The 14,008-nt window shown below is 64.4% G+C and carries 12 protein-coding genes; 4 read left to right on the top strand and 8 right to left on the bottom strand.

All coding sequences use genetic code 11. From position 1 onward, the window contains the following. Positions 1 to 88: 88 nt before the first annotated feature. The 4 genes from gatB to N5P29_RS07195 all read right to left on the bottom strand — a co-directional run bounded on the left by gatB (position 89) and on the right by N5P29_RS07195 (position 4,383). Positions 89 to 1,597, bottom strand: coding sequence for an Asp-tRNA(Asn)/Glu-tRNA(Gln) amidotransferase subunit GatB (gene gatB / locus N5P29_RS07210; protein WP_144662022.1), 1,509 nt, complete (start codon positions 1,595 to 1,597; stop codon positions 89 to 91). Beyond that, positions 1,597 to 3,141: an Asp-tRNA(Asn)/Glu-tRNA(Gln) amidotransferase subunit GatA gene (gatA, locus tag N5P29_RS07205; RefSeq protein WP_262277934.1), complete on the bottom strand. Its 1,545-nt coding sequence runs from the start codon at positions 3,139 to 3,141 to the stop codon at positions 1,597 to 1,599. Before gatA ends, gatB begins: the two co-directional genes overlap by 1 nt. Before the next feature lie 5 nt (positions 3,142 to 3,146). After that, the gene (gatC, locus tag N5P29_RS07200) at positions 3,147 to 3,443 is read right to left on the bottom strand and encodes an Asp-tRNA(Asn)/Glu-tRNA(Gln) amidotransferase subunit GatC (protein WP_018777425.1); all 297 of its coding nucleotides are present in this window, start codon (positions 3,441 to 3,443) and stop codon (positions 3,147 to 3,149) included. 61 nt (positions 3,444 to 3,504) lie between these two features. Next, a complete protein-coding gene (locus N5P29_RS07195) occupies positions 3,505 to 4,383 on the bottom strand; it encodes a cytochrome c oxidase assembly protein (protein ID WP_262277933.1) in 879 nt (292 codons plus the stop codon). A gap of 92 nt (positions 4,384 to 4,475) precedes the next feature. Here N5P29_RS07195 and N5P29_RS07190 point away from each other — a divergent pair, with 92 nt between their 5' ends. Further along, complete coding sequence (locus tag N5P29_RS07190) at positions 4,476 to 5,993, top strand: LCP family protein (protein WP_262277932.1); 1,518 nt, start codon at positions 4,476 to 4,478, stop codon at positions 5,991 to 5,993. Positions 5,994 to 6,052: 59 nt separating this feature from the next. On the opposite strand, the gene N5P29_RS07185 is transcribed toward N5P29_RS07190, so the two are convergent. Then, positions 6,053 to 7,534 carry a CitMHS family transporter gene (locus tag N5P29_RS07185; protein WP_262277931.1) on the bottom strand — a complete coding sequence of 494 codons (1,482 nt, stop codon included), beginning with the start codon at positions 7,532 to 7,534 and terminating at the stop codon, positions 6,053 to 6,055. 198 nt (positions 7,535 to 7,732) lie between these two features. On the opposite strand from N5P29_RS07185, the gene N5P29_RS07180 reads away from it, so the two are divergent. Together N5P29_RS07180 and N5P29_RS07175 are read left to right on the top strand one after the other, a co-directional pair. Then, positions 7,733 to 9,430, top strand: coding sequence for a sensor histidine kinase (locus N5P29_RS07180; protein ID WP_262277930.1), 1,698 nt, complete (start codon positions 7,733 to 7,735; stop codon positions 9,428 to 9,430). Further along, a complete protein-coding gene (locus N5P29_RS07175) occupies positions 9,423 to 10,082 on the top strand; it encodes a response regulator (RefSeq protein WP_262277929.1) in 660 nt (219 codons plus the stop codon). Before N5P29_RS07180 ends, N5P29_RS07175 begins: the two co-directional genes overlap by 8 nt. Before the next feature lie 76 nt (positions 10,083 to 10,158). Here N5P29_RS07175 and N5P29_RS07170 read toward each other — a convergent pair whose 3' ends face one another. Next, entirely contained in the window at positions 10,159 to 10,539 is a 381-nt protein-coding gene (locus N5P29_RS07170) for a RidA family protein (RefSeq protein ID WP_262277928.1), read from the bottom strand. Between the two features lie 55 nt (positions 10,540 to 10,594). Further along, positions 10,595 to 11,107, bottom strand: coding sequence for a GNAT family N-acetyltransferase (locus N5P29_RS07165; RefSeq protein WP_262277927.1), 513 nt, complete (start codon positions 11,105 to 11,107; stop codon positions 10,595 to 10,597). 299 nt (positions 11,108 to 11,406) lie between these two features. Between N5P29_RS07165 and N5P29_RS07160 the strand changes: the two genes are divergently transcribed. Further along, a complete protein-coding gene (locus tag N5P29_RS07160) occupies positions 11,407 to 12,774 on the top strand; it encodes an LLM class flavin-dependent oxidoreductase (RefSeq protein WP_262277926.1) in 1,368 nt (455 codons plus the stop codon). A gap of 22 nt (positions 12,775 to 12,796) precedes the next feature. Here N5P29_RS07160 and N5P29_RS07155 read toward each other — a convergent pair whose 3' ends face one another. Next, positions 12,797 to 14,005: an AAA family ATPase gene (locus N5P29_RS07155; RefSeq protein ID WP_262277925.1), complete on the bottom strand. Its 1,209-nt coding sequence runs from the start codon at positions 14,003 to 14,005 to the stop codon at positions 12,797 to 12,799. Positions 14,006 to 14,008: the final 3 nt, after the last annotated feature.

Below are 14,008 nucleotides of genomic sequence, written 5' to 3'. Positions count from 1 at the left end.
CCCGGACCAATAAAAAGTGGGTCGCAGTTGGTGCCTTTCCGGGAATTCGGAACGGCACCAACTGCGACCCAAATGGGTGTTTGGCTGCTTAGCCTTCCACCCCGAGCTTCTCAAGGATGAGTTCGCGTACACGGCCGGCATCGGCCTGGCCGCGCGTGGCCTTCATGACGCCACCGACGATGGCACCGATGGCCTGGACCTTGCCGCCGCGGATCTTCTCGGCCACATCCGGCTGGGCCGCCAGCGCAGCGTCAATGGCCTCCAGGAGCGGACCATCGTCCGAAACCACGGCCAGGCCGCGCTTTTCGATGATCTCCTCAGGCGTTCCTTCGCCGGCAAGGACGCCGTCAAGGACCTGCGACGCCATCTTGTTGTTGATCTTGCCGCCTTCGACGAGTTTGTTGAGCTCGACAATCAGCTGCGGAGTCACACCGAGTTCGGCGGGCTCGACATCGGCCACCTTGGCGCGGCCCACGATCTCACCCATCCACCACTTGCGCGCCACATCGGCGGAGGCGCCGGCTGCGATGGTTTCCTCGATCGAATCCATGACCCCGGCGTTCACGACATCGCGGAACTCCAGGTCCGAATATCCCCAGGCTTCCTTGAGCCGCTTGCGGCGCTCGGCCGGGGGCTCGGGAAGCGTTGCGCGCAGTTCCTCCACCCACTCACGCGAGGCTACGACCGGAACCAGGTCGGGCTCAGGGAAGTAGCGGTAATCGTCAGCGTCGGACTTGGGCCGGCCCGACGTCGTCGAGCGCGTGTCCTCGTGCCAGTGGCGCGTCTCCTGGATGACCGGTTCGCCGGACTCGAGGACGGCGGCGTGCCGCTGGATTTCGTAACGGACAGCGTGCTCGACGGCGCGCAGCGAGTTCACGTTCTTGGTCTCCGAACGGATGCCGAAGCGTTCACGGCCATGCGGGCGCAAGGAAACGTTGGCATCGCAACGGACGTTGCCGCGTTCCATCCTGGCATCGGAGACGCCGAGGTTCTTCACGATCTCGCGAACGGCGGCGACGTAGGCCTTGGCCAGTTCGGGGGCGCGGCTCCCAGCGCCCTCGATCGGCTTGGTGACGATTTCCACCAGCGGCACACCCGAGCGGTTGTAGTCCACCAGCGAGTAGTCTGCACCCTGGATACGCCCTGCAGCGCCGCCCATGTGCGTCAGCTTGCCGGCGTCCTCTTCCATGTGGGCGCGTTCGATTTCCACGCGGAAGACTGTTCCGTCCTCGAGCTCGATGTCGAGGTAGCCGTCGTAGGCGATCGGCTCGTCGTACTGCGAGGTCTGGAAGTTCTTCGGAGTGTCCGGGTAGAAGTAGTTCTTCCGGGCAAAGCGGCAGGATTCGGCAATCTTGCAGTTCAGGGCAAGGCCGATCTTGATGGAGGATTCGACGGCGGCCTTGTTCACCACGGGGAGGACGCCGGGCATGCCGAGGTCGACCTCGTTGACGTTGGTGTTGGGCTCATCGCCGAAGACGTTGGGTGCAGAGGAGAACATCTTTGTCTTGGTGTTGAGTTCCACGTGGACCTCGAACCCCAGGACGGGATCATACTTCTCCATGGCCTCTTCGAAGCTCAGGATTGCGTCGACGGACATTAGTTGGAACCTCCGGCGGTGGTTGAAGCTGAGCCGAGCGCCGGTGCCTGTGCCAGCATCGGGCCGCCCCACTTCTCTTCAAGGATGGATTCGAGGACCGCACCCACGCGGTACAGCCGGGCGTCCTCGCGGGCAGGAGCCAGCAACTGGATGCCTACGGGCAAGCCGTCCTCATCGGCAAGGCCGCCCGGCAGGGACAGGCCCGGGATGCCTGCGAGGTTCGCAGGAATCGTGGCGACGTCGTTCAGGTACATGGCCAAGGGGTCATCCAGCTTCTCCCCCAGCTTGAACGCCGTGGTGGGCGCCGTCGGGGAAATGAGGACATCCGCCTGGGCGAAGGCGGCGTCGAAGTCGCGCTGGATCAGGGTGCGGACCTTCTGCGCCGAACCGTAGTAGGCGTCGTAGTAGCCTGCGCTCAGGGCGTAGGTACCGAGGATGATGCGCCGCTTGACCTCGTCGCCGAAACCTGCGGCACGGGTGGCCCCCATGACGCGTTCGATGGTCATGGGGCCGTCCTTGGGCAGGACGCGCAGACCGAAGCGGACGCCGTCGAATTTGGCCAGGTTGCTGGAGACCTCGGAGGGCATGATGAGGTAGTACGCGCCCAGGGCGTACTTGAGGTTGGGGCAGGAAACCTCGACGATTTCCGCGCCGGCGTCCTTCAGGAGCTGAAGAGACTCGTTGAAGCGGTTCTCGACACCGGCTTGGTAGCCCTCGCCGTGCAGTTCCTTGATGATGCCGATCTTCATGCCGGCAACGTTGCCCAGGCGGGCAGCAGCGACCAGGTTGTTGAACGGGTCCGTCAAGGACGTTGAATCAAAGGGATCGTGACCGCCAATGACTTCCTGGAGCAGGGCGGAGTCCAGCACCGTACGGGATACCGGGCCGATCTGGTCCAGGGAGGACGCCATGGCGATAGCGCCGTAGCGCGAAACAGCACCGTACGTCGGCTTCATGCCTACGGTCCCGGTGACGGCGCCGGGCTGGCGGATGGATCCACCGGTGTCCGTGCCGAGCGCCAGCGGCGCTTCGAAAGCGGCGACGGCGGCAGCGGAGCCACCGCCCGAACCGCCGGGGATACGGTCCAGGTCCCACGGGTTGCGGGTAGGTCCGAAGGCCGAGTGTTCCGTGGAGGAACCCATGGCGAATTCGTCCAGGTTGGTCTTGCCCAGAATGGGCATCTTTGCCGCGCGGAGCTTCTTCACCACGGTGGCGTCGTACGGGCTGTGCCAGCCCTCAAGGATCTTCGAACCGGCGGTGGTCGGCTGGCCGATGGTGACGATGAGGTCCTTGACCGCGATCGGCACACCGGCGAGGGCGTGCAGTCCTTCGCCGCCGGCGGCCCGGGCAGCGTCCACTTCGGCGGCAACAGCCAAAGCCTCTTCGCTGTTGACGTGCAGGAAGGCATTAACCTGACCGTCGACGTCGGCAATGCGGTCAAGGTGCGCCTGCGTCACTTCGACGGCGGAAACTTCGCGGGCGGCCAGCTTTGCAGCGAGGTCGGCGGCGGAGTGGTGGATGAGTTCGTTTTTCAGCTCAGTCATGGTGACTAGTCCTCATCCAGGATTGCCGGGACCTTGAAACGGTTCTCGAAAGCGTCCGGTGCGCCGGACAATGCCTGCTCTGCCGTGAACGTGTGCCCCACGACGTCCTCGCGGAACACGTTGGTCAACGGAATCGGGTGGGATGTGGCCGGGACGTCGTCACCGGCAGCCTCGCTCACGCTCTTCACCGAATCCACGATGACGGCAAGCTCAACAGCCATCCTGTCCAGTTCTTCGGCACTCATTTCAATGTGAGCCAGACGCGCAAGATGCGCGACGTCGTCACGGTTGATCGCAGCCATGGATCTCCCCTGCAAAGTTCAATTGGTTTTCCGAACCAGTCTACTTGGCTGCGAACCGGCTTCAGCGCCGGTTCAGGTGCTGGGCGTTCAGTTCCTCCAGTTGTTCATCCGTCAGTTCATCGAAACCACGGGCCTCGCGTTTGTCGCTGCGGGCGAACCGGACGAACATCAGGATGATCAGCGGCAGGTCCACGATTTCGCAGATGAACCACAGGGCGTCCCCTGCCAGTTGCTGGTCGCGCAGCGGATCCGGGAACCACGGCGCCATGGCCTGGGTGGTCATGACGTGGTCCAGCACCTGGCCGTTGAGGCGCAGGAGGATCCCCGGGACGGCATCGAGCAGGAGCTCGATGAAAACAAAGACGAACTCAAGGGTGATGTAGGCGCTGGAGCGCTGGAAATCGCCTTCTTCGATGATCGGCAAGGCCATCAGGAGGCCAAGCAACGGAACACAGACCGTCACCAGGGCCTCGGCCCAGGGATCGGCCCGCAATGCGTGGAACGCCGGTGTCAGGAAAGTGGAAAAGAGCGCCAGCCCCAGCAGCGGGGCGGCCAGGGAATTGCTGAAGAAGCGCACAACACGGTGAGCCAGCACGGCGTTGAGCACTTCCGCACCCCTGCCGGAAAAGGCCGCGCGGGCCAGCGCGATGGGCCGGCCCAGTCCCAGCAGGAGGGGCACAACGAACAGCAGCAGCGAGACCTTCAGCGTGAAAGCCCACCGGAGATCCGCGCTGTAGACGCCGGTAAAGCCGCAGGTGAGGAAGACCATGGAACCCAAGCCCGGACCGTAGAAGGCAATGGCCCGCCAGATCGGCCAGCGACGGCCCTTCCCGGCGGCGGCCCTGATCCCAAGGCCATAGAGCACGCCGAACGTGATGATCATTGCGAGGGCTGCCCAGTCGATTCGCCAGGCGCTGCCAAGAAGTTCAAGGGGCGGCACCGGGCCATAATAATCCAGCAAGCTGGTAGGGGAAGTTCCCAGATTCGATCAGTAACATAAGCCGCTTCTGACCCCTAGGAAAGGCCGGCCCCGTGCAAGGTCGTCACGAAAGTCCCGACCCCAACCGACCCGATCCAGCTGCTGCTGCCTACCCCGGGCAGGGAAAGCTGGTTGATGGCAGCCTCAGCACACCACCGCGCAGACGACGCCGCTGGCTGAGGCTCGGCGTCATCGTCATAGCTGCAGTCTTGCTTGGAGTGCTCTGCTTCGGCGGGTATTGGCTGTGGCGGCTGCAGTCCAACATCTCCACGAGCGCCCTGGGTGCCGGAGGTTCCCGCACCGAGGGTCCGGTGGATGACCGCAAGGACCGGCTCCAGATCCTGGTCCTGGGAAGTGACACCCGCAGCGGCAAGAACAGCCAGTACGGTACTGCTGACCAGTCATCCGGCTACGGCCAATCCGACGTCATGATGCTGGTGGATATCTCAGCGGACAACAACAACGTCAACGTGATCAGCTTTCCCCGGGACCTCATGGTCGACGTTCCCGAATGCAAGGACCAAGCCACCAACCAGCAACATGCAGCCCGCGAGGACGCCATGATCAACAGTGCCATGGCCGAAGCCGGCATCGGCTGTGCGGTGGATACCGTGAACAAACTCACGGGCCTGGAGATCGACCATTTCATGATGGCGGATTTCAATGCCGTCAAGGAGCTCTCCACCAAGGTGGGAGGCGTGGACGTATGCGTCAACTCCGCCGTCTTCGATCCCGACTCCGGGCTCCGGCTGCCCAAGGGAACTTCCCAGGTGCAAGGTGACCAGGCGCTTGCGTTCCTGCGCACCCGCCACGCTTTCGCTGACGGTGGCGACCTCGGCCGCATCCAGGCCCAGCAGGCCTTCCTGGGTTCCCTGGTCCGCAAGCTCAAGTCCGAAGGGACACTGACCAACCCGCAAAAAGTGCTGGACATTGCGGACACCATGACCAGCAACCTCACCGTCGATACAGGGTTGTCTTCTGTTCCGGCCCTGCTGACCATCGCGGACCGGCTGAAGAACATCGACCCCGCCAAGGTCAACTTCATCACTGTCCCAACGGTTCCTGCGCCCTCGGACCCCAACAGGCTGGCGTTGGCAGAGCCTGCGGCCTCCCAGCTTTTCTCTGCCCTCCAGCACAGCGCGGACCTCAGCCAGGGAGCCACCACTCCCCCGGCCGATGCATCCAGCGCCCCGGCCAAGCCGTCCTTCGACAAGGCACTCCAGCCGGTTTCCGTCGCCAACGGCACCTCCGTGACGGGCCGCAGCAACGCCATTGCTGCGACCCTGGCTGCTGCCGGCTACACCAAGACAACCCGGTTGCAGGCCCAGCCGCGGCCCCAGACCATGGTCTATTACCAGGCCGGTTTCGATGACGTGGCAAGCGATATCGCCGCCCTGTTTGGCTTGCCGGCGACCGGCATCCAGGAGGTCACCGGCATCGAGGGCGTCCAGCTCTACGCCGGGGAGGACTTCGCCACCGGCGACAAGCCCGCCCCTGCTCCGGCCCAGGGAAGCATTCCCAGCCAAACAGCAAATGACCAGACCTGCCAGGCAACTAACCCGGCAGGCTGATCATGGGCTGTGGTGTTCCCGCCGCGTGGGCGTTCCCGCGCGGCGGTGGCGGCAGGCTGTCAGCCGATGCCGATGGCTCCCGTCAGGACACCGACGGCCAGCATGACGATCGAGATGACCGCGGTGCGCCAAAGAACTTTCTTGTGGTGGTCGCCGAGTTCAACCTTGGCCAGTGAGACCAACAGGAGAATGGCCGGAACCAGCGGGCTCTGCAGGTGGAAGGGTTGCCCGGTGATGGACGCGCGGGCCATGTCCGCCGCCCCGACACCGTAGTGTGCGGCCGTTTCACTGAGGACCGGCAGTACTCCGAAGTAGAAGGCATCGTTGCTCATGAAGAACGTCATGGGAATGCTCAGCAGGCCGGTGATGACCGCCATGAACGGGCCCATGTCCGCAGGAATGATCTGGACCAGCCATTCGGACATTGCCTTGACCATGCCCGTACCGTTCAGCACGCCGGTGAGGACGGCGGCGGCCATGACCATGCTGACCACGGCGACGATCGACGGCGCATGCGCAATCAGCTGTGCACCCTGGTCCTTGACCTTGGGGAAGTTCACCAGGAGCGCGATGGCCGAACCGACCATGAAGACGAACGGCAACGGAACGATGTTGGCAACGAGCGTCACCATGACGGCAACGGTAAGTGCCAGGTTGAACCAGAACAGCTTGGGACGCAGCGTGGCGCGGTTGGGGTCCAGCGCGGTGTCGGCCATGGCGGTGTCGTGTTCGTCCACCAGTTCTTCGGTGCGTTCCAGGACCACGACGCCGGCGCCTCCGCCGGTGCCCGGCTTGCCTGCGGTGCGGGAACCGCCCTTGCCGGATCCACTGGCACTGGAACCGGCTGCAACAGCACCGCCGCGGCCGTTGCCGCCGTCGAACGCCTCGGAAGGATCGGCGACGTCGCCCCAGATCCCGGGAGCCACGGTACGGAGGCGGTTGCGTTCCTGCAGGCCGAGCAGCCAGGAGAAGACCAGCACAACGATCAGGCCGACAATGAGCGAGGGGACCATCGGGACGAAGACGTCGTTGACGTCAAGTTTCAGTGCTGTAGCGGCGCGTGCGGTGGGTCCGCCCCACGGCAGGATGTTCATGGTGCCGTTGGCAAGGCCCGCCACGCAGGTGAGGACCACAGGGCTCATCTTCAGGCGCAGGTACACAGGGAGCATGGCGGCCGTGGTGAGGATGAAGGTGGTGGAGCCGTCGCCGTCGAGGGAAACAGCGGCAGCCAGGATCGCAGTGCCCAGGACAACCTTGGCGGGGTCGTTGCCCAGCTTGCGGAGGATGAACTTGACCAGCGGATCAAAGAGTCCGACGTCGATCATCAACCCGAAGTAGATGATCGCGAACATGAGGAGCGCGGCCGTGGAGGTCATGGACTTCATGGAATCCATGACCATGGGCCCGATTCCGAGCCCGGCGCCGGCGAAGAGACCGAAAACGGTGGGGACGATGATCAACGCCAGGACTGGCGTCAGTTTTTTGGTCATGATCAGGACCATGAATACCGCAATCATTGCGAATCCAAGCAAAACCAGCACGGCCGGCTCCTTACTACTGTGAATGGCGCCACGTCGGTGTGATGCGCACTACAGACAATAGGGTGGCGTCCGTCACGGGCAGGGGTTTGTGGGAATTGATCGGACTACTGCTCGTTGCGAACGTTTTGCGCATTGTGCTCAATGCTTCAATGGATCTGGAGGAAAGGAGTGACGGTGCCCCGTAACAGCAGAGTCAGCATGCGTTTCTCCACCCAAACCCTTCTCCTTCAGCTCGGGGTGGTGCTGCTGGTGGTGCTGCTCAGCGGCATCGTCCACGCGTGGCTGGTCTATGAACGCATAGGCGACGAAGCCGAAAACCAGGCCCTCACGCTGGCAAGGACAGTAGCGGCCGACCCGGATGTCCGTGCAGATGTGCAGGCCATCAGCAAAGAGGAGGGCACGCCGCCACCTGATGTCCTCGCGGCCGGCCCCCTTCAAGCCGCAGCGGAGGCGGCCCGGGTCAGGACCGGCGCACTCTTCGTTGTCATCACGGACGAAACCGGACTGCGGCTCGCCCACCCGGACCTTGCCCGGCTCGGCGAGAGGGTCAGCACCGATCCTTCTGTGGCCCTTGCCGGGGAAGAAATTACCACCCGCAATACCGGCACCCTGGGGCCTTCTGCCGGGGCCAAGGTGCCGGTCTACTCCCCCGGCTCCACGACGATAGTGGGCGAAGTCAGCGTTGGTTACTCCGTGGAGTCGCTGACGGAAAGCCTGGTCCGGGACATCGCTCCCATCGCCCTCACCGCCGGCGGGGCCCTGCTGGCCGGCGTCCTGGCCTCCTTCCTGCTCCGGCGGCGACTCCAGCGGCTCACCCTCGGATTGGAGCCGGAAGAAATCAGCACCCTGGTCCATGATCAGGTGGCGGTCCTCCAAGGCGTGGACGACGGCGTGATCGGCATCGCTGCCGACGGTCGCATCTCCGTCTTCAACGCTGCCGCTTCCCGGCTCCTGGACATGCCTGATGCCACGGGCCGGCACTGGAGTTCCGCAGCCGTCCCTGAACAACTCAAACGGCTCACCAAGCCCGCGGCCCAGGACGCCGAAGCCGTGGAAATCGTGGCCGGCGGTCGGGTCCTGGTAGCCAGCGCACGCAAAGCCTGGCACCGCAAGGAAGACCTCGGCTGGGTGGTCATGCTGCGCGACAGAACGGAACTACAACAACTGACGCAGCAGCTCGATGCCGTGGGAACCATGTCCACGGCGCTCCGGGCCCAGCGCCACGAATTCGCCAACCAGCTGCACACGATTGCCGGGTTCATGAGCATCGGCCAGTACGATTCCGCCAAGGAGTACCTGGCCAGGATTTCGGCTACCGGGCCCCTGAAGTTTCCCGTGGAGCAAGCCGAACTCCTGCAGGATCCCTATCTGCAGGCCTTCATTGGTGCCAAGGGAGTCGAAGCTTCCGAACGCGGCGTGGCTCTGCGCGTCGGCCCCGAAACCCTGGTCCGTGGGCACGTGGCCGATCCCCAGGACGTGACCACAGTGCTCGGCAACCTGATCGACAACGCCGTCAGTGCCGCCGTCGCCGGTTCCGGCGATGAACGCTGGGTGGACATTGAGCTGCTGGACGAGCAAAGCCATGACGGCGGTGCGCTCCACATCGTGGTGGCGGACTCCGGCGACGGTTTGGGAGAACTGGACCCCAAAGAGGTCTTCACTGAAGGATTCACGACGGCGGACCGTACGTCGCGCCCGGGTGCCGGACAAGGATTGGGGCTGGCCCTGGTGCGACAGCTGGCGCGGCGACGCGGCGGTGACGTCCGCGTCCTGGAAACCGGCACGATGGGAGGGCCGGGAGCAGTCTTCATGGCCAGCATCCCCGGCGTGATGGACACTGACGCACCCGGTAACAGGGATGCCGGCGCAACAATGACGGAGGACAACGATGGCTGAGGATTTGCGGGTGCTGATCGTGGATGACGACTTCCACGTGGCAAGGCTCCACGCAGCGTATGTGGACTCGGTGGCGGGCTTCATGGCGTTGGCACCGGCCGGATCCGTGTCCCAGGCGCTGCAAGCCATCCATAGCCTGCGCCCCGATCTCGTGCTGCTGGATGTCTACCTTCCGGATGGCTCCGGCCTGGATCTCCTGGGGCAATTGGACGTGGATGCAGTGATGCTCACTGCCGCTTCCGATGCCCAGTCCATCAAGGTTGCGCTGCGCAGGGGCGCGTTGGGCTACCTGCTCAAGCCCTTTACCGCCGAGTCCCTGTCGCAGCAGCTCAGGTCGTATGCCCGCTACCGGAGGATCCTCGGGCAGCAAACTGCCGTGGACCAGACCACCATAGAGCGGGCCAAGCGTTCCCTGATTCCCGGGGACGTGGCCCCCGCCGCCAAACCGCGCTCCGCCACCGAAGCGGCGGTCCTCGAATCGCTGGTCCCCGGCGATCAGTACTCGGCGGCAGAAGTGGCTGAGCGGGTGGGCGTCTCCCGCGCCACAGCGCAAAGGTACCTGTCCTCGCTTGCTGATGATGGCGCCGTCGAAATCCAGCTGCGCTACGGAAGCACCGGCCGCCCGGAACACCGCTACGGCGTCCCAGGCTGACCCAAGTAGGTGACAGTAACTGCTCCAATGAGTGGTCAGTGGAGCACCTGCTGTCCCCCAGTTGGGTGGTGAGGGATTAGGCGGACTTCTGCGCCACGAGCTCGATTTCCACCAGCATCTGGGGATCAAGGAACGGCAGCACGTGCACCAGCGACAGCGTCGGGCGGATTTCGCCGAAGACTTCTCCGTGCGCGCGTCCGGCGTCTTCCCACTTGCTGATGTCCGTCAGGTACAGCTTGGACTGCACCACGTCGTCGTAGGAGAAGCCGGCGTCCTCCAGCACGGCGCCGAGCTTTTCAAGGATGTACTTGGTCTGCGTGTAAAAGTCATCGCCGACGATTCCGTCAGGTCCCGAGGCAGCCGTTGCCGAAATGAAGAGGGTGTTGTCCACCTGGACTGCGCGGGAGTAGCCAAGGGTCTGTTCCCAGACCGATCCGGTGCCGAATGTCTTGCGCATGCTGCGCCTTCCTGTCGTTGCGCCCGGCCCGGTGGCCGGCGCTTCGAAGGAAACTTTATGACTGCCCGAGCTCGAGCCTGTAAACGAACAGTTTTATGTCGGTGCCGGGAACGAACCAGTCACGCTCCGGAGCGCGGTCAAAGCCGGTGCGCTTGTACAGCGCGTTGGCACTTTCCCACGTCGCCCCGGTTGTCAGCGATACGGCGTTGATACCGTCCATGGACTTCGCCTGGTCGACGACGGCCTGCACCAAGGCGCGGCCCGCACCTGAGCGCTGGACGGCCGGATCCACCACGAGCGTCCGCAATTCCAACTCGTCCGCCAGGCCAATGTCGGAGAACCCACCGCCGGCCGGAGCTGCCGTGACAGATCCGATCACCTGGCCGTTGCGCTCCGCGACGAGGATCTCTGCGTGTTCAGCCCGCCCGGCGACGTCCTGGAGCTTCTGCAGGTACGGGTGGTCGGCGTCGCCGTAGTACCCCGCCGTCACGTAGGAGTCCTGCGTAATGCGGGCAACGGCGTCGTAGTCTTCAGGCAGGGCGGGACGGACGGTAATCGGCGAAAGCACCTACCAATGGTAGTCGCAGTGTGGATGCCCCAGTGGCCAAAAGCCCCGTTCCGTGACGGAACTATCACCTGCACCAGCGGCCAGTCCGGCAAGACGCCCGACGGCGGTGGGCCGGGTTGGGTAGCTCCGACGGTGTGCTTCCTATTGCCTCCCGTGGCGTTGAATGCCGTCCCATTGCGTCCGGTGAACCCCGGTTTCGCGCTGTTTCGGCCACATGTCGGGATGCTGGCGGTGGTCTTCGACGACGTGCTTAAGTTGCCACACACCCGCGCCGAACCGTCCCGACCCCAGGAGAAATCATGACCCCGCCAAAGCGCCAACTGCACCTCAACGCCTTCCTCATGAGCACCGGACACCACGAGGCTTCGTGGCGCCTACCGGAAAGCGATCCTTTTGCTTCCACCAAGATCGAGCACTACCAGCACCTTGCCCGCACCGCGGAACGGGGGAAGCTGGACTCCATTTTCTTCGCCGACTCCCCCGTCCTCTTTGGCGAGGTGGGCCGGCGTCCGGCCGGAAAGCTCGAACCCACTGTCCTGCTGACGGCGATCGCCACCGCTACCCAGAGGATCGGACTGATCGCCACTGCCTCCACGACGTACAACGACCCCTTCAACCTGGCACGCCGCTTCGCTTCCGTGGACTGGGTCAGCGGAGGACGCGCAGGCTGGAACGTCGTGACCACCGCAGGACCCGACGCCGCGCGTAACTTCGGCGTGGATGACCAGCCGGCGCACGCTGTCCGCTACGAACGCGCCGCCGAGTTCATCGAGGTGGCACAGAAGCTCTGGGACAGCTGGGAGGATGACGCCATCCTCGCGGACAAGGCCGAAGGCGTCTGGGGGGACGACACAAAGATCCGTGTCATCGATCACGAAGGAAAGCACTTCCGTGTCCGCGGCCCCCTCAACGTTCCCCGTTCACCCCAGGGCCACCCCTTGATCGTCCAGGCCGGGTCCTCGGAGAACGGCAAGAACCTTGCGGCCCAGTATGCCGAAGCTGTCTTTACAGCCCACCAGACCTTGGCCGGCGCACAGCAGTTCTACACGGATTTGAAGGCACGAACGGCAGCCGCAGGCAGGGACCCGGAAGGCATCAAGATCCTGCCCGGCATCGTCCCTGTTATCGCTTCGACCGAGGCCGAAGCCCTTCGGCTGGACCGTGAGCTTGATGAACTGATCAAGCCCGAGTACGCACGCGAACAGCTGGCCCGGACCTTGCGGCTTGCACCCGAAGACCTGCCCCTGGACCGGCAGCTTCCCGCGGACCTGCCCTCCGAGGACGAGATCGAGGGAGCCAAGAGCCGCTACACGCTGATCGTTGAACTGGCACGCCGTGAGCAGCTGACCGTCCGGCAGCTGATCGGGCGGCTGGGTGGAGGCCGTGGGCACCGGACGTTCTCCGGCACCCCGGAACAAGTGGCGGACGCGATCCAGGAATGGTTCCAGGCCGGGGCAGCTGACGGCTTCAACATCATGCCGCCCGTTCTTCCTTCCGGTCTGGAGATCTTCGTGGACCAGGTGGTGCCGATCCTGCAGCAGCGCGGCCTCTTCCGCACCGAGTACACGGCCACCACACTGCGCGGGCACTACGGGCTTGAGCGGCCCGCGAACCGCTATGCGGGAAGCGCCGCCCAGGAGCTGACGTCCATTGGTTCTGCCTTCTAGGCCGACCCCGCAGGTGGGTTGATCAGCGCTTGGGCCAGCTCCACGATGGCCCCTCGAGCGCTCCGAGGCCTCTGACCTTGGTTTCACCCAGTTCCTTGTAGAGCTCATGCTCATGGGCAGACCCGGTCTCCCGAAGTGCCCTCAGCAGGGCTTCGGAATGTGTCACCACGATCAGCTGGCTGTAGGCGCTGGCCTGGACAATCAGTCCGGCCAGCGCCGGCATCAGGTCGACATGGAGGCTGGTCTCGGGTTCGTTCAGCACCATGAGTTCCGGGGGCCGTGGAGTCAGGAGGGCGGCAGTAAGCAGCAGGAACCGCAACGTTCCATCGGAGAGCTCGCCGGCTTTCATGGGCCTGAGCATGCCCGGCTGTTTGAGCTCCACGCTGAACCTGCCGTCGTTGACCGCGATGTCCAGCCGGCTCCCCGGGAAGGCGTGTCCGACGGCGGCATCCAGCTTTTTCTCGAAGCCCACCTCCCGCAATGTCTGGAGGGCGGCCGCCAGGTCCCTGCCGCTATGGTGCAGGACCGGGGTGCGGGTCCCGATCTGCGCCTGACGTGCGGGAGCATCCGGGTCCGTGCGGAAGTGGTCATAGAAGCGCCAGGACCGCACGGAGTCCCGCACCCGCAACACCTCCGGCGCGCGGTCCTCGTCCGAAACTTCCGTGAGCATGCTTTGGAAGGTATCCAGGCGCCGCGACAGTTCTGTCCACTCACCATCGACACCGCGGAGTTTGGCCAAACCGCCTTTGCGGTCCACCAGCAAGGATCCAGGCCTGGCCACCGGACCTGAGAAGATCTGCTCCCGTTTGATCTCGGGGTCGAGCGCGAACGCAGAAGGACGGGGACGGCCCGTTTCCTGGTCGAATCCCGTCCCTCCCGGAACGGGCATGCCAAGGTCCACCAGATAGCCGAAGTTGTCCCCCGAGTAACCCAGCTTCAGGTTTACGGACGCCTTGCGGACGGTGCCTTGGACAGGCACCTCACCTCGACGCATGGCATCGCTGATGTTCTCAGGTCCAGCCCAGAGCGTCGACGCCAAACCGCCATCCCGGGCCAGGGCGCCCACGACGTTGCCCGAGTCCCCTCCCCCGCACTCGGCAAGCAAGCGCAAGGCACGGTACAGCGACGACTTTCCACTGCCGTTGGCTCCGGTCACCACGTCCAGGCCGTGGAGCTCGATGGCAAGGTCCCGGATGGAACGGTAGTTGGCAATGGCCAGCGTCCTGATCACGGG

This window comes from Paenarthrobacter sp. JL.01a, assembly GCF_025452095.1.
Classification (GTDB): domain Bacteria; phylum Actinomycetota; class Actinomycetes; order Actinomycetales; family Micrococcaceae; genus Arthrobacter.
The sequence above is the reverse complement of the archived record's forward strand: the minus strand, read 5'-3'. Positions and strand labels throughout refer to the sequence as shown.

What these genes read in the sequence shown, in the direction of transcription:
- gatB (WP_144662022.1), bottom strand. Translation starts at nt 1,597, where the DNA reads ATGTCCGTCGACGCAATCCTGAGCTTCGAAGAGGCCATGGAGAAGTAT.
- gatA (WP_262277934.1), bottom strand. Translation starts at nt 3,141, where the DNA reads ATGACTGAGCTGAAAAACGAACTCATCCACCACTCCGCCGCCGACCTC.
- gatC (WP_018777425.1), bottom strand. Translation starts at nt 3,443, where the DNA reads ATGGCTGCGATCAACCGTGACGACGTCGCGCATCTTGCGCGTCTGGCT.
- N5P29_RS07180 (WP_262277930.1), top strand. Translation starts at nt 7,733, where the DNA reads ATGCGTTTCTCCACCCAAACCCTTCTCCTTCAGCTCGGGGTGGTGCTG.
- N5P29_RS07175 (WP_262277929.1), top strand. Translation starts at nt 9,423, where the DNA reads ATGGCTGAGGATTTGCGGGTGCTGATCGTGGATGACGACTTCCACGTG.
- N5P29_RS07170 (WP_262277928.1), bottom strand. Translation starts at nt 10,539, where the DNA reads ATGCGCAAGACATTCGGCACCGGATCGGTCTGGGAACAGACCCTTGGC.
- N5P29_RS07160 (WP_262277926.1), top strand. Translation starts at nt 11,407, where the DNA reads ATGACCCCGCCAAAGCGCCAACTGCACCTCAACGCCTTCCTCATGAGC.